Origin of the sequence: Pedobacter caeni, from assembly GCF_900129215.1 — a bacterium.
Lineage (GTDB): Bacteria > Bacteroidota > Bacteroidia > Sphingobacteriales > Sphingobacteriaceae > Pedobacter > Pedobacter caeni.
This window is the reverse complement of the sequence record NZ_FQUQ01000002.1, coordinates 840645-862558: the sequence shown is the minus strand read 5'-3', so window position 1 is coordinate 862558 and position 21914 is coordinate 840645. Positions and strand designations below refer to the sequence as shown.

Genomic DNA, 21914 nt, shown 5'->3' with positions numbered 1-21914 from the left:
CCCAATTCAGTTATGCTAAAAGCCATGGAAATTAACCATGCCGGAGCTCAGTATCCGGCATGGTTACCCCTCTGGAATAAGGTTATTTTATGGCAGTCGTTACGATGGCTTCCAATGGTACCGTCAGGTCTTTTGCTCCGAAACGTTCCGCCAGGCGCCCTGCCAGAACTTCTATTAATTCCGGTAAAATTCCGGCACTCCGTTCCGTAATCCCTACAGATACAGGTGTGCCTTCCAGCAATCCTTTTGCTGCACTAAAGGCATTGGGACTATATCCGTTTACTTTTAACAAAGCGGTATCAACATGACCGAAACCTCCTTTGCTGAGGTCCATTTTAATTAATCCCGGATCGAAATAAGAAAATGGGATGTCATAAAAGTTTGGTGGGTTTTGAGGGAAATATTCATCCAATAATTCCTTCACCATTTGAACAGCGATATTTGCAGACATCATGTTCCAGCTATTGAAGATCAGCGTTCCTCCTTTTTTCAACACACGGAAAGCTTCCTGATTGGCTTTCACCTTATCGCTGTAAAACATCACCCCAAATTGTGCAACGATACAGTCGAAAGACCCGTCTTCAAAAGGCAGTGCCATTGAATCCGCTACCGCCCATTTAACTCCGGCTGTTTCCCTGACCATTTCTTTTGCCAGGCTCAGCATTGCCGGGTTGAGGTCTGTAGCCACCAGGGTAGCGCCCTGGGGCAGTACCTTCAGGAGATGGTTGGTTACTCTTCCGGTTCCGCAGGCGATCTCCAGTACGCTGGAAGGCTTTAATTTCTCGACCCGCTGAGCCATATCGATAGCATAAGATTCGAAAAGCAGGGGGCCCAGATGTTCTTCATAATTAATCGGGATATTCCCCGAAAATGAGGTTGTTTTTGTTGCAGTGTTCATACAATAGGGTTTTGGTTTTTAAGAATGTTTCGTTTAACAAGCACTATAAGTTTCATTCAATAAGCACTATATGGCACAGTTCGCTGCCACTAATTTTCCTTCCGATGCCAGGGTTTGTATTCCATTGATCATCGCCAGTATTCCATTGGATTTATTAGGGGTAAGGTGCTCTTTGAGGTTAATTTTATCGATAAAATAAAGCGATGAATCTGCGATTTCCGTGATGAGATGCCCCGACAATACATAAAGAACCAATGCGATCAATCCTTTGGTAATAAAAGCATCACTATCTGCGGTTATAAAAAGACGACCCTCTTTCTCTTCACTATGTACCCATACCATCGCCTGGCAGCTCCAGATCAGATTTGAATCCCTGCGGTAGGCAGCATCCATTGCCGGGAGCTCCTTCCCCATCTGAATGATACATTTATATTTTTCGAGCCAACTCTCCATCTTGCTGAACCTCACGATCAGCTCATCCTGTCGTTGATTAATAGTCATAATTGATTTTTTATGTGAACAATAGTTTATGATTTCAAGATGCTGATGGCATTTTTCAACCCCGAGATAAAATCCTCTATTTCTGTATGGGTGTTGTAAAGCGCCAGGGAAGCGCGGACGGTTCCCTTGATGTTGAAGATTTTCATCAGCGGTTGTGTACAATGGTGCCCCGTCCGGACGGCAATCCCCTGTTGATTTAACAATTCTCCGATATCCGAATTGTGATGACCGGAAATGACAAAAGATGCTGCTCCGGCATGGTTCTTTGCGTTCCCTATCAGTCTGAGCTCCTCAATTTCTGTTAATGATCCGATCAGATGGGCGGTCAGCTCATGCTCATAAGCCGCAATTTCAGGCATTCCAATTGCCTCCAGATAGTCAACCGCCACGCCTAAACCTATGGCAGAAGAAATAGCAGGAGTACCAGCCTCAAACTTATAAGGAAGGCGGTTATAAGTACTCCGTTCAAAAGTAACCTCTTTGATCATATCGCCTCCCCCCTGGTGAGGTGGCATTGCTTCGAGCCAGGTTTCTTTGGCATAGAGTACCCCAATTCCGGTGGGTCCATACATCTTATGGCCGGAGAATACCATAAAATCAACATCCAGCTCCTGTACATCTATAGCCATATGAGCAATCGCCTGTGCTGCATCCAGCAACACAGGTATGTTTTGCCGGTGAGCCATCTTTATAATTTCTTTTACGGGATTGACCGTACCCAGGGTATTGGAAACATAAGTAACGGAAACCAGCTTTACCTTTTCATTCAGCATTGACCTGAAGGCATCCATATTCAGTTCTCCTGAGGCATCAATCGGTACTACCCGAAGCTCCACCCCATTCTCTTGTCCGAAGATTTGCCAGGGGACAATGTTTGCATGGTGTTCCATGGCCGAGATCAGGACCACATCGCCCTTTTTCAGAAACTTTTTGTTAAAACAGTAGGCCATCATGTTAATGCCATCGGTGGTGCCCTTATTAAAGATGATTTCATGGGAATACCTTGCATTGATAAACCGGGCGATTTTCACACGGGATCCTTCATAAGCCAAAGTTGCCTTCTGGCTCAGGTGATGAACTCCTCTGTGAATGTTACTATTATAACACTGATAATACTCATCTACAGCATGAATGACACTTAATGGCTTCTGGGTCGTTGCGGCATTATCGAGATAAATTAATGGTCCCCCGTTTACTTTTTGATGAAGAACAGGGAATTCTGAGCGGATCTTGGAAAGATCCTTGTAAATGGAATTACAAACAATTTCATTGGGATTCATGAGGCGATAATTTTAGTTAATTCATTAATTATAAACAGAAGTGCTTATTCATAAAAAAGGAATCACTAAAACCAATACACATCAGAAATTAAAGCACTTAGCAATTTTCTTCAAAAAATCACTCCTTAAAAAAAAGAGGAACTTTTATGAAATATTTTTATCTAAAGTTAAATATTCATTCCTAAAAGTGTGCCATTCAATCTGTTCATTGATGGTTTCCGTCCAAATTATAGTTAAAAAGGTCGAATTGCGCCAGCGCTTTCAGGAATATTTTACCCCTGAAAAACAGGCTTTGCAACTCTGAACAAAAAAAACAGAAGTTAATTTTTCAGACTGTGCATGGCAATGAGCTGAAGCTGGTAATTTCCGGGAGTAACACCAACTACTTTTTTGAATGCACGGATAAAATAATTTGCATCGCTAAAACCAAGTTCATAGCTGATTGCACTTACTTTTGCTCTTGGATTGCTCAGCAGCTGCTTTGCCCGGCTGATCTTCTCTGAGAGGATAAAGTCGTTGGGGCTAATTCCAAGTTCCCGTTTAAACAACCTGTAAAAACTGGCCTTGCTCATGCAGGCTTTATCTGTCAGGCTATTGATATTGATCTTTTCATTCAGGTTTGCCCTGATGTAATTGACGACATAAGTTAATGGATTCCGGTTGACATTGCCTGTTTCTCGCGACAGGGATTTCAGGTTCTGGTTTTGCATGATACGAACCAGCAGCTCTTTCAGTGTGAGGTCAGCAAGAATATCCTTTGAGCCGGTTCTTTCAGAACAAATTCTCACGACTTTATTGATCAGGGCGGCGATTTCCTCATTGTTTTGAAAATGGTAGTCCTCATAATTCAACATCCACTTACTGCCAGGATCATCTTTCGGAAAAAACTCATTCAGGTAACTGATCGTTTTTTTGATCTGTTCCTGATCTATAGCCAATGCAATGCATTGTGTAGGATTCTCATTGGTCGCCTCCGGAAAATCAATATTCATTGATAATGAAGGTGGGATAATCACCGTCTGACCCGGATAATAATCAAACTCTGCCCTTTCCTGTAAATGCATTACCTTTTTTCCTCTCAGCATACTGGTGATCACAAAATCGTTAAAACTCAGGGGTACATTATACGATTCCCTATACGTTTCAAAAACATTCAACTCACAGCTTTCCAGGGTATAAGCAGTCCTGTTCTCCACAAGGGTTAATAAACTTTCTGTTCTGCTGAGGCTTAATGGATCTGGTCTGTGCTGCATGTCATTATGATTTGGTAGTGCTATACAATGAAACAATTATACTACCTGGCGATGTGTCTATGCCCTAGGTTTGTATAAGCAGGGATGAACCTACAGAAATAAATATACTTCATAAATCATTAAAAAGACGATATATTCATGGAAAATCAAGTAAAAAGACCGTCATTTAAACCACAATACGACAATTTTATTGGTGGCAAATTTGTAGCTCCTGTGAAGGGAATCTATTTTGAAAACATTTCTCCAATTGATGGAAAAGTATTTACAAAAGCAGCCAGGTCCAGCAAAGAAGATGTGGAACTGGCCCTTGATGCAGCTCATGATGCCTTCAAAACCTGGAGTAAAAGTTCCCCTACCTACAGAAGTAATATCCTGCTGCAGGTGGCACAAAAAATAGAAGATAATTTAGAATACCTGGCAACAGTAGAAAGTATAGATAACGGCAAGGCCATCCGCGAAACCCTGGCAGCAGACTTACCATTGGTGGTGGATCATTTCAGGTATTTTGCAGGGGTCATCAGAGGAGATGAAGGCTCCATTTCAGAGCATGATGAACATACGGTCAGCATTGCTTTACATGAACCTATCGGTGTGGTTGCACAGATTATCCCATGGAATTTCCCTTTACTCATGGCCACCTGGAAAATTGCACCTGCCCTCGCTGCAGGTTGCTGTACGGTAGTTAAGCCTGCAGAGCAAACCCCGGTTTCAATTATCATTCTAATGGAGCTGATTGGCGATATCCTGCCTCCGGGTGTACTGAACATCGTAAACGGATACGGAATAGAAGTGGGAAAACCATTGGCCACCTCTTCCAGAATTTCCAAAGTCGCGTTTACGGGGAGTACCACTTCCGGACGTTTGATCATGCAATATGCCGCAGAAAACATCATTCCTTCGACAATGGAGCTGGGTGGCAAATCCCCAAACATTTTCTTTGAATCTGTAGCAGCGGAGGATGATGCCTTCTTTGACAAAGCCGTAGAAGGGGCAGTCATGTTTGCTTTAAACCAGGGAGAGATTTGTACCTGTCCTTCCCGCTTGCTGATTCAGGAAAGCATTTACGATAAATTTATTGCCCGTGTTATTGAGCGGACCAAAGCAATTAAAATAGCTCATCCACTGGATAAGACCAGTATGATGGGAGCCCAGACCTCTAATGAGCAGTATCAAAAAATCCTTTCCTATCTGGCCATTGGTAAGGAAGAAGGTGCAGAAGTGCTCACAGGCGGATCAGCTAATAAACTGGAAGGTGATCTCGAAACCGGCTATTACATTGAGCCAACAATTTTAAAGGGACACAACAAAATGCGCATCTTTCAGGAAGAGATTTTCGGACCTGTAGTGTGTGTAACCACCTTCAAAACTGTAGAAGAAGCGATAGAAATTGCCAATGATACGTTATACGGTCTGGGTGCCGGAGTATGGACCCGTGATGCCCACCAGCTGTACCAGGTGCCAAGAGCCATACAGGCCGGCCGTATCTGGGTAAACCAATACCATGCCTACCCTGCCCATGCACCTTTTGGTGGATACAAGAAATCCGGCTTCGGCAGGGAAAATCATAAAATGATGTTAGATCATTACCGCAGTACAAAGAACATGTTGATCTCTTATGATAAAAACAAATTAGGATTTTTTTAATGGTTGAAGTTCATTCCCGGGTTAACGGTGTTAATCCGGGAGTTTTTAATCCAATTTATCAAATAACATGAGCATCAAAAGAATCGACAGCACAGAAAAAGCCAGGGAAGTCATCACAAAATTAAAGGAAGAGTATGGAGAACTGATGTTCCATCAAAGTGGTGGTTGCTGTGAGGGCTCTTATCCGCATTGCTTTGAAAAAGGAGGCTTCCTCATTGGCTCCAATGATATCTGCATCGGAGAGATCGAAGGTTGTAAATTCTATATGGCCGGAGATCAGTTTGAATATTGGAAACATACCCACCTTACCCTGGATGTGATCTCCGGACGCGCTGCCAGTTTTTCTCTTGAATCTACCCTGGATATGGGTTTTCTGATTCATTCCAGACTATTTACTGAAGAAGAGCTCAAAGACCTGGAACCGGTTATTCCTATGGATTAAACCGCAAGATCCGGGTTGATACTCCGCTATTTATGCCATATCTTGCCTCAAATTGCTAACTCTTATCGCATTATTTCCAATAATAAATGATCCTTCACTTCAATCTTGGTCCTGATCCCGATGAACGGAAAAGACAGCTCTCTTCCTTAATCAGGGCAGGAAAGATCAGCCTTGGAGGATATAAAAAGAACAAAATATATGGTCTGCTGAATTGCCCCTCAGGGAAACGCATGAAAGTAGAAAACAGGGTTTTCTTCAAAGATGAAAATGAGGCCCTGCAGGCCGGTTACAGACCCTGTGCCCGCTGCCTTCCGGAAGCCTACAAAATATGGAAATCAGCCCATTAATGATATCTTTACCACCTAATCCATTTTTTATATGAAGATCGCTTATGTTTCTTATCAGATCCAGGAAAAATACACCTCAGCTACCGTAGATGAGGATAAAACCTTATTAGATTTTTTAACCGGCAAAGGACTTTCCATAGAACGCGTGATATGGAATGATCCGGCAGCAGATTGGAAAAACTATGATGTCGCCATCATTAAATCCCCATGGGATTACCATGAAAACATCAACGAGTTTAAACAATGGCTGGACCATCTGCAGTCATTGAACGTAAAACTCCTGAACCCTTACGAACGGGTGAGGTGGAATATGGACAAGCATTATCTTGGCGAAATTGCAGATTCTGGCTTAGCCGTAATCCCTTCTATCTTCCTTGAAAGAGGTGATTCTCTGGATCTGAATGCACTGACCGCGCATTTTAATACCGAAAAACTAATCATCAAGCCCTGCATCAGTGCCGGAGCTAAAAACACGTATATCTTAACGGTACAAAACCTCGCTGATCATGAAGCTCAGATCAATGAATTGCTACAGGAAGAAGCTTTTGTTGCACAGCCTTTTATGTCCGAAATTCACGATGGAGAATGGTCTTTCCTGTTCTTTAACGGAACTTATAGCCATAGCCTGCTGAAAACACCAAAAGACGGTGATTTTAGGGTACAGAGTTACCATGGCGGCAGTGTGAACCCACAGGAAGGTGTAGGCAAACACATTCAGAGTGCCACAGCCTACGTTGAGCAGTATGCAAAAGGTTGTTTATATGCCAGAGTTGATGGATTGATCGTAAACGGGGAATTAAGCCTGATGGAGCTGGAACTCATTGAGCCATATCTGTTTTTAGATACCCATCCTGAAGCTTCAGAGAATTATTATAAGGCTTTGTTGGTCAACCTGTAAATAGCTTGCATGAATCATAAATGGCCTGTATAAAGCCATGAATAATCTGCATAAAAAAAGCTGTCTGAGTAATCAGACAGCTTTTTTTATGCTATTTAAATTGCTATTTCATCAATTCTTTCAGTTTCTCATGTAAGGCTTCTCCTCTTAGATTTCTGGCAATAATAACTCCATCAGGATTTACCAGATAGTTGGCAGGAATTCCCTGGATGCCATAATAAGTAGAGACTTCATTCTTCCATCCTTTCAAATCAGACAACTGAGTCCAGGGCATTTTATCCTCAACCACTGCTTTCTTCCATTTATCAGCATTGTCATCCAGAGAGACGCCCAAAACAGTAAAGCCCTTATCTTTAAACTGGTCATATGCTTTCAATACATTAGGATTCTCTCCTCTGCATGGTCCGCACCAGCTTGCCCAAAAATCCACCAATACGTACTTCCCTTTAAAAGAAGAAAAACTAACCGGCTTGCCATCCATATCATTCTGAGTAAAATCAATCATCTTCTTTCCATTACTTCCTTTCTCCAGTACAGCTAACATCGCTTCCATCTTTTTTCCACTTTCGGTCGCTTTTAATCCTGCATCCAGCGACTGAAAAAGACTTTGTAACTCCGCATAATCAGTACTGGAACCAAGATCTTTTATATTGACCAGACTCACATAGCTTTTGGGATGCTGAGTAATAAATGCTTTGTTCACCATATCTGATTCCTTATAGCTTTTAAAAAATTCGGTTTCTATCTTTGCGATAGCAGCAGCGTCTTTTGCCTTTTCCGCCTTTTCATACTCGCTGTAAAGTTGCTTCTGTTTTTTTCCCAGATCTTTTTTGCTCAGACGTAAAACATTTGACTCTTGTTGCGTCTTCCCTCCCGAGATCAGCATATCTTCGGGTGCATTTACATTGCCTTTAATACTTACCGGAGCATTCTCCACATACAATTCAAACTGCAATCCTTTCCTGTCAGTCAGGTAAATGCGGGTAGGTTCCTTAACACTACCTTTATAGTTAAAAACGCCATTTTTAATGGCAACAGAATCACTTCCGCCCAAACCGTAAATGTACATATGAGGACTTTTCAATCCTTCAATTTTTCCGTTGATGGTATAACCATCTTTCTTTACCTGTGCAGTTGCGAACAGGCAAATGCTGCTTAAGCTTAATAAAATGATATTCTTTTTCATATTCAGGGGGTTTTAGTATCCAGGGTTCTGTTTAATTAAATAATTTGAAGCATCAACACTCACTTGTGGTATGGGAAGAATGAGTTTATTTTCGTCTGTAAGGCTTTGTTTTACAGCTGCGGCCTGCAGGTCTCCATTTTTGATGTAACGAACAATATCGTACCAATCTTCTCCTGATTCTCCTCCCAGTTCCAGTTCTTTCTCTTTCCTGATCAGGTTAAGCAGATCTTTCTGTCCGGATGCGGTTACTTCCGGGTTGCCTCGTTTGGTATGAAGGGTATTCAATACTTTAAGGGCATCCTCTAAATTCCCGCCGGCTCTTCTGGTTTCTGCCTCTGCATAAATCAGGTACACCTCTGCCAAACGCAAATAATATTCGGTATCATTTCTACTGCCTTCCACACCCGTACTGAACTTTCCATTACCTCGCCATTTCAGCAAATCCACGGGATCTGTAGGAGTTCTCACAATAATCGATTTTCTGGCATCCTGCCTTAATAATTCGGTATACCGGCTGGTAAGTTTATATCCCCCATCGATCCAGTAATAGGATTTCCCATTTTCATAATAAAGGTTGTTGTTATTGGCAAAAGTAATGGAGGCCAGTAATACCTCATCAGCATTGTATTTTTCCTTTGTAAATAGGTTGACGAAATCTGCAGACAATACAGCCGGACCAGACATCACCTCCTTTGCCAGGATCGCTGCTTCAGCATATTTTTTTTCATATAATAAGACCCTTGCTTTTAAAGCTTTTGCAGCCAGCTTGGTCGCATAACCTTTCATCACTCCGGTCTTGTACTCCGGACAATCACTGATTGCTGCATCCAGATCTGCAAGGATAAATTCATATGATGCTTTGACACCTGACCGGGCAGCTACAGGCGAATTCGGAACATCTTTGATCTCAATTCCGTAAGGAGAGGCCATATCCCAGAACTGACCGAAAAGACGCAGGATGTAAAAATGTCCCAATGCACGAAGAAACTTTGCTTCGGCAATGATCTGTGCCTTGCGAGGATCTGTAACGGTCAGTGCACCTGTTTTCAGGATGACGAAGTTTGCCGTTTGAATCAGCTGATAGGGCCCACCATAAAGGTTACTGTTCAGGTTAGCATTGTTGGGAGGAACATTATTGTTAAGATAAACAGCACTGGACACCCGGGTTTCAGTTACATTCAGCCCCATCATCCCCACAAAAAATGGGGTCTGATTGGCCATTGGTTCATCCCGCAGGCTATAGTAGGCACCTGCCAATAATTTTTCAGCGGAGGGAATATCGACAACAACAGTACTTTCATCCAGCTTGTTATCCGGCTTAAGGTCTGTTACATCTGTTAATTTACAAGCCTGCAATCCCATGAAAAGCATGCCGCTTAAAACGATCAATATAGTTTTCGTTTTCATCATTTCTTTAAAATTTAAGATTAACACCAAACGTTATGCTTTGAGTAGTTGGGTAAGTAGCAGTATCCCTTCCATGATCCGTAAATGTATTTTCACTGTTCACTTCAGGATCCAGCCCTTTATACTTTGTCCAGGTAAATAAATTTGTCATTCCTGTGAATAACCGCAGCTGCTGAATGTGCATCTTTTTTAACAGTGCACTGTTAAAAAGATAACTCAGCTGTACGTTCTTTAACCTTAGAAAAGAAGTATCTTCAATAAAACGGTCCGTGTTCGTATCAATATTCTGTGCAGGGCCATTCACCATATTTCTCGGTTGTTGGGTATTTGTATTTTCAGGAGTCCATCCGTTAAGCACCAACGAAGAGACATTGTAGCGGTAACCACTGAAGATATCATTGTTCTGTTCCCTGGAAACCTTACTTCCTACGTCAAACTGGAGCAGTGTACTCAATTCCAGTTGGCCATATCTGAAAGTATTGTTCCAGCCCCCGAAATATTTGGGATTTTGAGAATAGCCGAGAATAGCCCTGTCTTTGGTATCGATCCTGCCATCTCCATTGATATCCACATACCTGACATCTCCGGGAGCCGTCTGGGAAGTCTGATAAAATGCCCCTGGGTTCCCCGTTGCAAGCCTCGCGTTGGCATTTAATGCATCTATTTCCGCCTGATTCTGATAAAGCCCATTTGTCCGGTATCCTCTGATTCCATTCAAAGGAAGCCCTTCAGTCAGAAGAAGCGTACCATATAATGCTGTTCCATAGGTCTTTTCAACTTTGTTTTTATTAAAGCTGATGTTGAAATCAGAGATCCAGGTAAACTGACCAGTGTTTATGGGAATAGCCGATATGGTAAACTCCCAGCCCTGATTGCTTACATCTCCAATATTCTTGTTTTGAAAGCTATAACCATTGGACGAAGGAATACTAGGCCCGGTAATCATGCCCTCAGTATATTTTCTATAATAATTGATGGTGGCTTTTAGTCTCGACTTAAAAAAACTCAGCTCCAGTGCAGCATCTGTTTGTGTCGTTCCTTCCCAACGAATGTCCGGATTAGGCTGCCCACTATCAGGGTTTGCCCTGAGCCCGTTCACCCCATTATAAAAATAACCGGTGTTAAACAAAGTCAGGAAGCCAAAACTTCCAAATGCTGAAGTTCCTGTTTTCCCTCTGGTCAGCCTTAACTTTGCATCATCAATAAAGCTGAAGCCTTTCATAAAGTTTTCCTGCGAGAATCTCCATGCCAAACCTACTGAAGGAAAATATCCCCATTGATTTTCAGGCCCGAATTTGGTAGAGTTATCTGCCCGTCCGCTTAGGGTCAGGTAGTACTTTCGATCGTAATTGTAATTTGCACGAAGGAAAAAAGATTCCAACCCGCTGCTTTCCCCTCCGCTACTATAACTGTTTATTGTTCCCGCAGAACCGAGGTTATTCAGGACTTCATCATTAGGAAAATTAATGCTGTTTACTTCATTGAAATTACTTCTGTTTAAAGTCCAGGAAGCTCCTGCTACGGCATCTACATGATGTTTGTCATAAGCTTTGATGAAACTGAGGGTATTGTCAAATATCCTGTTGGTGTATTGAAAATTTTTATCCGTTCTTGATCCTTTTTGGTTCTCATTAATTACGGCGAGCATCCAGCTTGGCGTATAAGAAAATCCTGTATTCCGGTTCACATCATAGGAAAGAGATGACCTCGCCTTTAAGCCCGGGATGATTTCCAGCTCAGCATATAATGATGCCAGTAATCTTTGACTTTCATTGATATCAGTAGCCATTCTGCGGGCAACAGGGTTATCGCTAAAACCGTCATTCGCATAAGATCCATCAGGATTGTGGATTGGGATATCAGGCCTGTAATTTGCCACACCATAGTTCATATAGCTCGTTGGTGAACCACCGGTTTGCTTACTGAAACTATAATTCAGGTTTGTTCCTATTTTTAAAAGATTAAAGAACCTTGATTCCACGTTTGCCCGTAGCGAGTAGCGCTTAAACCCTGTATTGATCAGTACTCCTTTCTGGTCGGTTAAGCCGGAAGAAAATCCATAATTGGTTTGACCATCTTTGGATGCCCCCATAACGCTCAGGTTCAGGTTCTGGATCAGGCCCTTCTGAATCACGGCCCTTTGCCAGTCAGTACTTGCAGTTCCCGGAAAACCTTTTCCTTCAACAGGAGCTCCTGCTTTTTCATAGGTTTCTGTCATGAATTTTATATATTCCGGACCAGACAGTGCATCCAGAAATTTGTACTGACGATCGGTGGAAACGTCATAATTAAAGCTAAAAACGGGCTGGTCCCCTGCTCTTCCCCGTTTGGTCGTGACGATAACCACCCCATTTGCAGCTCTGGAACCATAAATAGCCGTTGCGGTAGCATCTTTTAGCACTTCTATATTCTCCACATCATTCATGTCTATTCCTGCCAGTGGATCCATAAGTCCGCTTGCGGGAACAAAACGTGCAGCATCTGTTCCACCCCCATTAAACAACTGGACCGGAATCCCATCAATCACAAACAAGGGGTCATTCACTCCACTTGCAGTCGACAAGCCTCTGATTCTGATCGATGCTCCTGCACCAGGATTTCCGTTAGGTCTGCTCACCTGAACACCGGCAGCCCGTCCTGCAAGCGCCTGTGTAAAATTAGTGGCCACCTGTTTTCTCATTTCATCTCCGCCAATAGTGGCCACAGTACCTACAAGATCCTTTCTTTTGGTTGTTCCATAACCAACCACCACTACTGCTTCCAGCCTTTCCTGACTTTCAGCCAGGGTAATCCTGATATTATTTTCTCCTTTTATCGAAACTTCCTTAGTCTGGTAACCTAAATAGGACACTAATAATACCGCGTTTTCCTCTACCTGCTCCAGGCTAAACTCACCACGGCCATTTGTCTTGGTTACTTTATTAGTGCCTTTGACCTTTACACTTGCGCCCGGCAAGGGAAGACCTTTTTCATCCAGTACAAGCCCATGAATGTCTATCGCCTTAAGATAACCAACCAGGCGGTCAAGGAATGTTTTGTTTACGGTCTGAATGACAATGGTCTTATCTTTAATCGAATAAGATAAGTCACTGGTCGCAAGGGACTCTTTCAATACTTTTTCCAGCGTTTCATTCCGGAAAGAAACATCTATATTTTTAACCTGCTGAATTTGTGTGGATTGCCATAACACATCATAACCAGTCTGTTTCCTGATTTCATTAAAGATATATTTCAGGGAGGCATCCTTTTTATTTATCGTAATCCGTTGTGCAAATCCACTGGCATTCACCTGTAACAGGATACCGGTCATTAAAATGATAACTAACTTCATCACTAAAAGAAGTTTAGGGGGTAGCCATAGTTTGGGCATACCAAGGTTAAAAGCATTTATTTTCATACTTTTGGTTTGTTTTGGGTTAATACATGAATAGTTCTCTAAAACTTTTTTTCCGGTATTACCGGAGGGGTTAACTCAAAATTATAGCGCATCCCGAGTGCAATCGGGGTGTGCTTTTTCAAGTTACCCGCGATACTTAAGTCTGGCCCTGTAGTTGTTTTTTCATTGTTGGTTGTTTATGGTTTGTTGATATTTATTTGAACTTACGATACCTGGTGGTTTCAGGGCATCACCGTAATTTTTCTTCCTTCAATTTTAAAATGAACTGCATTTGTGAGTTCAAGCATTTCCAGTACTTTGGAGACATTTTCAAATTTGTTCACTGTTCCTCCAAACACCTGCTGAGCTGAGGTCTTTCCTTCGTATACCACTTCCACATCATACCATCTGGCGATCTTTCTCATGATACTCTCGATCCTTTCGTCATTAAACATGAACCATCCCTTTTTCCAGGCAACCTCATATTCCGGGTCAACTGTGATTACGCGAATGGGAACCGTTTTTTTATCATTCCAGGCCTGTTGGTTAGGGTTAAGCACCATAGCATGTGTTGTTTCAGGATAACTGACACCTACCTTACCTTCCAATAAAGTGGTTTTAGTAAACGGCTCGTTGTCATAAGCATTGACATTAAAATGGGTCCCCAACACTTCTACCTTTGCCCGGTCGGTCTGCACAATAAAAGGTGTTTTCTTAGGGAACTGTTTGGTCACTTCAAAATATGCCTCACCTTTCAACAGCACTTCCCGCTGTGTTGCTGAGAATGCAGTGGGATATACCAATGAAGAAGCCGCATTAAGCCAAACCTTAGTCCCATCGGGAAGAATGATCTGATATTGTCCACCTTTGGGAGTGGTTATGGTATTATTGCCAGCTTGTTTTTCCGCAGTCTTCTTTCCGCTCAGTACATATACCAGCTGACCATCCCGGGTTTTCGTTACCTTAATTCCAGATTCCTCCGCAATAGTTCCATTAACTGCATCTGTTAATGAGATCTTCCGGCCGTCTGCCAGCGTAAGCACAGCCCTGTTTCCTCCAATACCGATATCGTTATGCCGATAGGAAATCGCCTGCAGTTTTTGATCTGACCGGAAAATAAAGAAGATGCCAATGCTCAGCACCAGAAATACGACTGCTGCGGCAATCATTCGGGGCCACAACTTCATTGAAGAAGAGCGATCCATATGTCTGTTCAGTCCCTCCAGCCCAAGGAGATATTCCTGCTCTATTTCCTGAGGATTAAGGTCAGTAGCTTCAGGTTCATATTTAAGATACCAGCTTTCTACGATGGCTTTTTCTTCATCTGTAGCTATTCCTGAATTGTACTTATCTAATAAATCTGTTGCTTTTTTCATTGAATTGTGCTCCCTAAATATGGTGGGCTGTAAACAAATGACACCTAAGTCAGGGGCATAGAGTAGATGATTTTTAAAAAAAGATTAAAAAGATATTTACTCCTAACTTTTCTCTTAAAATACGGAGTGCATTTCTAACCTGGGTACGAACCGTGTGCGGACTCAGGTCAAGCTCCAGGGCAATCTCATTATGGCTCATCTCCAGGTTACGGCTCATTTCAAAAATCAAGCGCATCTGTGGAGGCAGAGCGGCAACCTCCTGCTCAACAAGTTGAATCAGTTCCTTTTCCCGAAGCGTCTCTTCCGTAATGTTACTTCCCTGTTCCATAAAGGTCTTTAGGGAAAGGCTGTAATTATCCCGCACTTTTTGATTTCTATACAGATTCAGAATCCTGTTGCGTACCGAGGTATACAGATAGGAAGCCAGGCTTCCATTCAAATGAAATGAACTGCGGTTGTCCCAGAGGTTAATAAACAACTCCTGAATGATGTCTCTGATTTCCTCCTGATCGGGCAGTCGCCGGTAAGCATGACTATAAAGAAGAGGTTGGTAACGTTTGTAAATTTCTGTAAGCGCTCCTTTTTCCCCATGCCTTAACATGACGATTAATTCCTGATCAGAAAAAGTATGGTAAACCTTCATTAATTGAATACGGATGCATCTCTGACACAAAATGATCCAGAATAATATTTCCCCCGTTCAATTATAGCGAATTATTTTTGAAATGCGATCATTACAAATGATCCAAAAGATCGCCTGGAACCATATCATCTAAACAAAAGTTACCTCATTTAGAATCTTCGAAAACAAAACTGCTGAATTTTTGTAAAACGGCTAGATGAAATACTTTAATAAAAAAATATCTCAATAGTTAATTAATTAAATTATAATACACATATTAGCCCACGTACAGAAAACAAAAAAGAACCCTTTACTAATTTTAAAACCTAAAATGGAAAAAACAGTGTTAATATTTGATGATGAGCACATACAAAACAATGTACTAAAGAAGAATCTATCTGATTTACTAACCGGGTATCAATTTGAAGCCTACAGTACCGCTTCAGAAATTGATTATGCTCTGGAAAACAGATTCTGCACACTGGTGATTTTAAATATCAGGATGGATAAATCAGGGATTAATGGAATCGAGATTATAAATAAAATATTTGAGCTAAATCCAATAGCCCATGTATTGTTAATGTCACCTGATAAAGAAATATATGATGGTGTTTTAGCCACTGCTCTGAAAACCGGTAAGATCATAGACATTATTACTAAAGAACCGGAAACTTCTGATACTGCAAAATTCCTGCAACCAATTATAGTAAAATATTACCTTCGTCTTTCCGAAGATATTTCCATTCTGAACACAAGCTTACTACAGAATTATTCTGATGCAAAGAATGAAACAGATCCCAATAAAAAGGGATTATTATTTGAAAGGTTCATCTGTTTATTTTTTGGCTTCCTGGGATACAGAGATATTCAAAAAAGAAAGATTGATCTTTCCAGAAACGAATTGGACTTATCTATCAGAAACGAAACAATAGATCCATTCCTAAACAAATTCGGGAAATATATCCTCATTGAGTGCAAAAACCAGCCGGGATATCATATTGGAAAGAATGATTTTATCATTTTCAATACTAAACTAAAAAACTCCAATGGCCTGTCCGAACTTGGTATTATTGCAACTACTGGTGGCTTTGCAAAAACGACATACCTGGAAGCGATGAGAGAATCAGGTAATTCCAACAAGGTGTTGTTCCTATCGAACGTAGAATTTCTACGCCTGATTCAATCTGACAATAAAATAGAAGAATTCAAGAAGATCATTGATGAGCAACACTCAACTCCTTAACCTTCTTCACCGGCCAAAGGGTAGATATGATCGTTAACGTACCTGCTACTGCGCCCAGAATTAAAGAAATAATAGCGGCATCAAAACCATAGCCTTCCGGTACAGTCAATTGTACAAAAAGCGTGGCCAGGAACATTACTGTTAAAGAAGCAGCGCCATTAACCCCTGCCATCTTAAACATGAACTTATTCTTGGTAAAGTTATCCGGAAGAACAAAACCCGCCTTTCCTTCTTCAGATAAAATGATGGTCTTCCTCAGCATGTCAAAGGTGATGATGAAAGGCAGAAACAAGGCCATAGGCAATAGGAAACGGGCAAAGCAATATTCGCCCTGAAACAAATAAACAGGTCCCAGGTTCCGCAACGTCAGGTAGGGAATTATGGTATTGAAAATAATATTGGGGACGATATAAAGCAGCAGTTTCTTTTGTACAAACTTCCTGAACACCATATCGTCCTGTTTTTTAGTATTAAGCATAACTCAGGGTAACTTCTGCCATCAATAATTCCATTGCTTTATCTTTAATTGCTTTTGCTTCTTCTTCAGGAAGGAAAGCATCATTAGAGAGAAAAGTAAAATCCATTCTCTTTTTAAAAGTACAAACCACCAATGTATTCGCATTTCTCCATGGGAAACCCACATTGGGGCAATACAATCTTTCTATGGTAAAAGAATCATATTTATCAGCAATTCTAAGCCTGCCCATATTGGAAAGGGTAACGTCATGTCCCCCCTCTGTTGCTTTCAGGTATTTTACCATCTTGTCTACAGAGGAATGGAAGTACTCGCTCATGATCAATAGTTCATGCACTTTCATGGCAGCAATCTTCTTTTTCAGCTCTTCCTTTATTTGTTTTGCTTTCGCCCAGAAACTCAGTCCTTTCTCTTTAGAAAGGGAAAGTTCCGCGATTGGTGCAAAGGCAAACATTTCATCCTTTTTAATCTCCGTAACGAAGTTTCTCACATCTACCGGACAAATTACTTTGCCTTGTGCTTTACTCCCTCGGACCGACTGAAAGGCTTCTAAAAAAGCCACACATAGGGCAGCATGCAAACTCGCACCACTTTCTTTACAGGCACTTACAATTGCCGCTGTATCTTCTACGTCCAGTCTCCAGTTGATCAGGTATCCTTCTCCTTCCGGATGTTTATTTCTGGCAGATTTCAGCATAAAGAACAACTTCGCCAGGACTGCAAAAAACTTCGTTTTTAAAACCTTTGCAGGGGTACTCTTAAATGAGGGCGACAACAATTCTTCGATCGAGTGGAAAGGCAGATACGGAGTCAGTTCCTGCTCGGGATGGTCCAATAGCTGCAGCAGTTCCGACATCAACGCCACAAAAGTAGTTCCGTCACAGATACAATGCGGACAAACCAGCAGCAGATCAGAAACTTCTGCTCCCTTAATCCAAACCAGCCTTGCCATAGGCAGATTGTCGCCGTCAAACAGCTTTTTCCATTCTATTTTAGATTGTGTAATCCAGTCTTCCTCCCCAACTCTTTCCACCACCCTCACCGGAATTTGCGCCAGGTTATTGCTCGATACAAAATGAGGTACACCGGCAGCATCTTCCTTTATCCGGGTCCGCAATAATGGATGTTTTTGCTGGATCTTAGACAGCGCAATCCGCAGGTTTTCCCTGGAGATTGTTCCGGAGATGGTTACCGGAAAAACACAGTTGAGCGGTGTTTCGGCATCCACATACATGATTCTTTCGCCAATGATCAGTTTTCTTCTCATAGTTTATTGATGATTTCCATTAGTTTTTGCTGTATTTCCAGGGCTTCGGTATAAGGAATGAATCCTTCGCTGGCAATGAAGGTAAAATCCATTTGCCCGCGGTAAGTAGAGGTAACCAGTGTGGTGGTATTTCCTAACGGGCCAATCACCGATGGGCTGAATATGGTTTCGAGTTCAAAGTTTTTGTACTGGTGGGCAATGTCGATTTTCCCAAGGTTGGAAAACATACAGTCGTTACTTGATTTCCCATATTTTAAAAATTCCGTGAACCTGTTTAAGGAAGCATGGGATTCTTCCATCATCATGATGGTATCATACGCATCCAGTTTGGCCGTTTTCCGGTCTATATCTTCCTGCATCTTCCTGGCATTGCCGAAGAAATCCAGTTGCTGATCTGCAGAGACCACGAACATCAGTCCAAAAGCAAAGATGTTGTCTCTTTTGATTCTTGGTGCAAATCTGCGGATGTCTACCGGACAGGAAATCTTATTGTGAAAACCCGCTTTTCTCACCTCCTGAAAAGCCTGCAATACCGCTGCACAAAGCACGGTATTGACGGTTACTTTTTCCGCTTTACATTTGAGCATCAAACGGTCGCTGAGTTCCTTTTCCAGCTTCCAATGCACCATATAATCTTTCTTGCGTTCTACCAGGTGTTTTTTCAGCGGAACGATCCAAAGCGCAAAGGTCGCTACCCCACCAATCAGCTTTGCCTTGATGATTTTCTTCCTGTTTTTTAAAATCTCCGCAGGAATGATGTCCTGTATGCTCATGATCGGATCTTCCTTGCCAATGTTCACCGTACCATCGTCCAGCAGGAGCAGCAATTCTGCTAAAATGGCCATGGCAGAACCACCGTCACAAAGGCAATGGTGAATCACCAGGATCATCTCTGAAACCTCAGCCCCCCTGATCCAGACCACCCGCATTAAAGGTCCTTTACGGGTATCAAATACCTTAGACCATTCCTGCATAGATTCCTTTTCCCAATCCTCATCTCCCCTTCTTTCTGTAATGCGGACCGGAATCCGGGCAACAACAGCATCCTCAACCACAAACCAGGGCATTCCCTTTTCATCATTTTCTACCGATGCATTCAATAAAGGATGTTTCTCCTGAAGTTTTCTTAAGGCATGGTGCAGGCTTTCCTCCGGAAAAGATCCTTTGATCTTTATCGGAATAACCGCATTAAAAGGAAGGTCCCCATTCCCGTGGAGCATGCGCTCAGCAAACAGCAATTTTCTTCTCATCATCGTCTCCTGATATCTGGTTAAACTACCTGTAATACCTGTTCCGCAGCAGCAAACTCTTCCAGCAACTGAACAGCCTTATCATTTCCTCCGGCAGCAATAAATGTTTCTTTAACTTTTAATGCTGCATTTCGGTACTGAGGGTTTTCCAGCAGCTCAAAAACAGCCTTTTTAAGGTCTTCAACACGCAGACGCTTGTAACGGATTTTGATGCCGCAACCTGCATTTTCAATCAGCTTGGCAGTATGAAAATGGTCATAAGCAATTGGCGTAATCAGCATCGGCAGACCGTTCATGAAAGTATCGTTCACGGTATTGAATCCACCATGACAAATCACCATATCCATCATCGGCATCAGCTCTGCCTGAGGCACAAAACCATTGACAATAAAATTGTCCGGCCATTGCTCAAAAATATCAGGGTTAGTTGCCGCAATGATCGTAACCGGGGCATCTGCAAAAGCATCGATCAGCTTCTGAAAGAAAGCCGCCCTGATGTCAACCAATAAGGTTCCAAGGGAAACGAACACTTTCGGAGTGGTCGCTTTTTCCAATCGTGCCCAATCAAAATCGGCATGGTTTGGCCTTCCTTTAACAGGGCCGACGAATTTCATATGTGGTTCCGGGTTTTCAATTCCTGCAAATTCAGGAGAAGTAAACACCAGGTTGAGCTTACGTGAATGGATCACAATGTCATCGCCATACACCTTAAACTCGCGTTGTAAACCTTTAACCAGGTTTTCCTGCCATTCAAATATTTTAGGAGCACTATTTGCCGTATCACCCATGACATCGGGAGGTACCGGAGTAGTAGTTACACTTGGAATCCCCCTGATATGGGCCAGTAAAGCACCTGCAAAAGTGATACAATCGTTTACGATCACATCCGGCTGCCAGGCATCTACAAATCTCCCCAGCCCTTTCATCATGATACGTGCTACAGGGACATAGGTTTCTTCCAGGGCAAGCTTCATCACTTCAGGACCTGAACAACCAGGTCCATCATCCTGACGCTTCAGGATCTTTTGAAGTTCTTCCTGATACTCGGCAAGATCGGCCTCAGGATAGATATACTCACCCCCTTCAGGGATATGTGTGGCTGCAACAGGAATCACACCAAGCCATTTTACTTCATGACCACGGGCAATTAAACTGGCGCCAATACTTAATGTCGGACTGATATGACCAAAAAACGGAGGGACAACGAATAAAAACTTAGACATAATTTCTTTTTTAATTATTTAACACCACTACTACAGGTTCCTTAGCCAGCTCCACCAACAGGTCGGCTGCTTTTTCGGTTCCTCCTGCCCTGCTGAAAGAGCCACTGATCTCGATTGCCGCTTGTTTAAAGCTGGCATTACTTAATATTTCTGTCACCGATTCTTTGAGGTGTTTTGCTTTGAAACGGTTAAAGTTTAACCTTAATCCTGCACCTACACGAACCACCCTGCCTGCTACATGTGACTGATCGTAAGCAATAGGTACGACCACCATTGGTAAACCATGTGTTAAGGTTTCACAAACCGTATTGTGGCCCCCATGACAAACAACGGCATCCAGATGGGGCAGCAATTCCAGCTGAGGAACACTGCGCTGAACGATAAAGTTGTCCGGCCATTGTTCAAATAATTCGGGGTCAGAAACCACCACAACGGTTAAAGGTTCATTTTCAAAAGCCTCTATTACTTTTTCAAAAAAGCTTTTTTTATGCTCATGATCGAAGGTGGTCCCAATGCTCACCAATATCTTCTGATTGCCGGGAACGCTGTTTAATTTTTCCCAGTCGAAAGCAGGCTGCTCGGTTCTCTGATGAATGACCGGTCCAACAAAACGGTAACATTCCGGCAGTTCCATTTCTCCAAAAAACTCGCTGGAAGTGAGTACCATGGTCAGTTCTTCTGAGCAGGCAATCGCTGTTTCCAGGTCTATTCCAAATTCCTTTTGCAGGGCGATGATCTGGTTGATCTCCCATTCATGAACCTTTGGAAGCTCATCCATGACCTTAATTGCGGCCGGTGCGGTCACTGAAGTGGCATAACTGTAACCCTTGTTTGCCGCCGCAATGGCTCCGGAAAACATCTGATGATCAGTAATGACCAAATCTGGCTTAAAGCGGTCCAGCCAATCGGAAATCCCTTCATAACTATGTCTGTTTAAAGGGATCAGGACCTCTTCGTATAAAAATTTAATGCTATCTATTCCGTAAACGATCTTCTTGGTGATGATGTCCAGGTACTTTTCACTTTCCTGTTTTTGAAGGTCATTCTCTGCATATTCAATCAGCAACAATTCTCCACCTTTTGGAAGTTTTGAGGCTAAAGCAGCGTCTAAAGTAATCCAACCTACCTGGTGCCCGCGTTGCAGCAATACTGCACCGATGCTGAGGGTTGGATTGATGTGTCCTGTTAAAGGGGGAACTACAAATACAAATCTTGCCATAGGGCGA

Annotated in this window: 19 protein-coding genes; 5 read left to right on the top strand and 14 right to left on the bottom strand. The window is 42.3% G+C overall.

Going from position 1 to position 21914, the window contains the following annotated elements; translation table 11 throughout:
* Nucleotides 1-82: 82 nt before the first annotated feature.
* The 4 genes from BUC20_RS11070 to BUC20_RS11055 form a co-directional block, all read right to left on the bottom strand.
* Complete coding sequence (locus BUC20_RS11070) at nucleotides 83-898, bottom strand: class I SAM-dependent methyltransferase (protein ID WP_073230835.1); 816 nt, start codon at nucleotides 896-898, stop codon at nucleotides 83-85.
* A 66-nt stretch (nucleotides 899-964) separates the two neighbouring features.
* Entirely contained in the window at nucleotides 965-1399 is a 435-nt protein-coding gene (locus BUC20_RS11065) for a SufE family protein (protein ID WP_073230833.1), read from the bottom strand.
* Nucleotides 1400-1425: 26 nt separating this feature from the next.
* Nucleotides 1426-2679 (bottom strand): aminotransferase class V-fold PLP-dependent enzyme, encoded by a 1254-nt coding sequence (locus tag BUC20_RS11060; protein ID WP_073230831.1) that lies wholly within the window; start codon nucleotides 2677-2679, stop codon nucleotides 1426-1428.
* Nucleotides 2680-2999: 320 nt separating this feature from the next.
* Entirely contained in the window at nucleotides 3000-3932 is a 933-nt protein-coding gene (locus tag BUC20_RS11055; protein ID WP_073230829.1) for an AraC family transcriptional regulator, read from the bottom strand.
* Nucleotides 3933-4070: 138 nt separating this feature from the next.
* Here BUC20_RS11055 and BUC20_RS11050 point away from each other — a divergent pair, with 138 nt between their 5' ends.
* The 4 genes from BUC20_RS11050 (at nucleotide 4071) to BUC20_RS11035 (ending at nucleotide 7263) form a co-directional block, all read left to right on the top strand.
* A complete protein-coding gene (locus tag BUC20_RS11050) occupies nucleotides 4071-5576 on the top strand; it encodes an aldehyde dehydrogenase family protein (RefSeq protein WP_073230827.1) in 1506 nt (501 codons plus the stop codon).
* 67 nt (nucleotides 5577-5643) lie between these two features.
* Entirely contained in the window at nucleotides 5644-6018 is a 375-nt protein-coding gene (locus BUC20_RS11045; RefSeq protein WP_073230825.1) for a DUF779 domain-containing protein, read from the top strand.
* An 86-nt stretch (nucleotides 6019-6104) separates the two neighbouring features.
* Nucleotides 6105-6365: an Ada metal-binding domain-containing protein gene (locus BUC20_RS11040; protein WP_073230823.1), complete on the top strand. Its 261-nt coding sequence runs from the start codon at nucleotides 6105-6107 to the stop codon at nucleotides 6363-6365.
* A 31-nt stretch (nucleotides 6366-6396) separates the two neighbouring features.
* Nucleotides 6397-7263, top strand: coding sequence for an ATP-grasp domain-containing protein (locus tag BUC20_RS11035; protein ID WP_073230821.1), 867 nt, complete (start codon nucleotides 6397-6399; stop codon nucleotides 7261-7263).
* Nucleotides 7264-7366: 103 nt separating this feature from the next.
* Here BUC20_RS11035 and BUC20_RS11030 read toward each other — a convergent pair whose 3' ends face one another.
* The 5 genes from BUC20_RS11030 to BUC20_RS11010 all read right to left on the bottom strand — a co-directional run bounded on the left by BUC20_RS11030 (nucleotide 7367) and on the right by BUC20_RS11010 (nucleotide 15251).
* Nucleotides 7367-8449 carry a TlpA disulfide reductase family protein gene (locus BUC20_RS11030; RefSeq protein WP_073230819.1) on the bottom strand — a complete coding sequence of 361 codons (1083 nt, stop codon included), beginning with the start codon at nucleotides 8447-8449 and terminating at the stop codon, nucleotides 7367-7369.
* A gap of 12 nt (nucleotides 8450-8461) precedes the next feature.
* On the bottom strand, nucleotides 8462-9859 hold the full coding sequence (locus BUC20_RS11025; protein WP_143166763.1) for a RagB/SusD family nutrient uptake outer membrane protein: 1398 nt from the start codon (nucleotides 9857-9859) through the stop codon (nucleotides 8462-8464).
* A 4-nt stretch (nucleotides 9860-9863) separates the two neighbouring features.
* On the bottom strand, nucleotides 9864-13187 hold the full coding sequence (locus BUC20_RS11020) for a TonB-dependent receptor (protein ID WP_159441089.1): 3324 nt from the start codon (nucleotides 13185-13187) through the stop codon (nucleotides 9864-9866).
* Between the two features lie 287 nt (nucleotides 13188-13474).
* A complete protein-coding gene (locus BUC20_RS11015) occupies nucleotides 13475-14608 on the bottom strand; it encodes a FecR family protein (RefSeq protein ID WP_073230813.1) in 1134 nt (377 codons plus the stop codon).
* Nucleotides 14609-14681: 73 nt separating this feature from the next.
* Nucleotides 14682-15251 (bottom strand): RNA polymerase sigma factor, encoded by a 570-nt coding sequence (locus BUC20_RS11010; protein ID WP_073230811.1) that lies wholly within the window; start codon nucleotides 15249-15251, stop codon nucleotides 14682-14684.
* Nucleotides 15252-15561: 310 nt separating this feature from the next.
* Here BUC20_RS11010 and BUC20_RS11005 point away from each other — a divergent pair, with 310 nt between their 5' ends.
* Entirely contained in the window at nucleotides 15562-16473 is a 912-nt protein-coding gene (locus BUC20_RS11005) for a DNA-binding transcriptional response regulator (protein ID WP_073230810.1), read from the top strand.
* On the opposite strand, the gene BUC20_RS11000 is transcribed toward BUC20_RS11005, so the two are convergent.
* Genes BUC20_RS11000 through BUC20_RS10980 form a run of 5 tightly spaced genes read right to left on the bottom strand, consistent with a single transcriptional unit; the run spans nucleotide 16445 to nucleotide 21907 of the window.
* Nucleotides 16445-16951: a hypothetical protein gene (locus BUC20_RS11000; RefSeq protein ID WP_073230808.1), complete on the bottom strand. Its 507-nt coding sequence runs from the start codon at nucleotides 16949-16951 to the stop codon at nucleotides 16445-16447. The genes BUC20_RS11005 and BUC20_RS11000 overlap by 29 nt on opposite strands.
* A complete protein-coding gene (locus tag BUC20_RS10995) occupies nucleotides 16944-18215 on the bottom strand; it encodes a phthiocerol/phthiodiolone dimycocerosyl transferase family protein (RefSeq protein WP_073230806.1) in 1272 nt (423 codons plus the stop codon). The genes BUC20_RS11000 and BUC20_RS10995 overlap by 8 nt, the downstream gene beginning before the upstream one ends.
* Nucleotides 18212-19468 carry a condensation domain-containing protein gene (locus BUC20_RS10990; RefSeq protein ID WP_200800929.1) on the bottom strand — a complete coding sequence of 419 codons (1257 nt, stop codon included), beginning with the start codon at nucleotides 19466-19468 and terminating at the stop codon, nucleotides 18212-18214. The genes BUC20_RS10995 and BUC20_RS10990 overlap by 4 nt, the downstream gene beginning before the upstream one ends.
* Nucleotides 19469-19485: 17 nt before the next feature.
* The gene (locus BUC20_RS10985) at nucleotides 19486-20688 is read right to left on the bottom strand and encodes a glycosyltransferase (RefSeq protein WP_073230803.1); all 1203 of its coding nucleotides are present in this window, start codon (nucleotides 20686-20688) and stop codon (nucleotides 19486-19488) included.
* A 10-nt stretch (nucleotides 20689-20698) separates the two neighbouring features.
* Nucleotides 20699-21907, bottom strand: coding sequence for a glycosyltransferase (locus BUC20_RS10980; protein WP_073230801.1), 1209 nt, complete (start codon nucleotides 21905-21907; stop codon nucleotides 20699-20701).
* Between the last annotated feature and the right edge of the window lie 7 nt (nucleotides 21908-21914).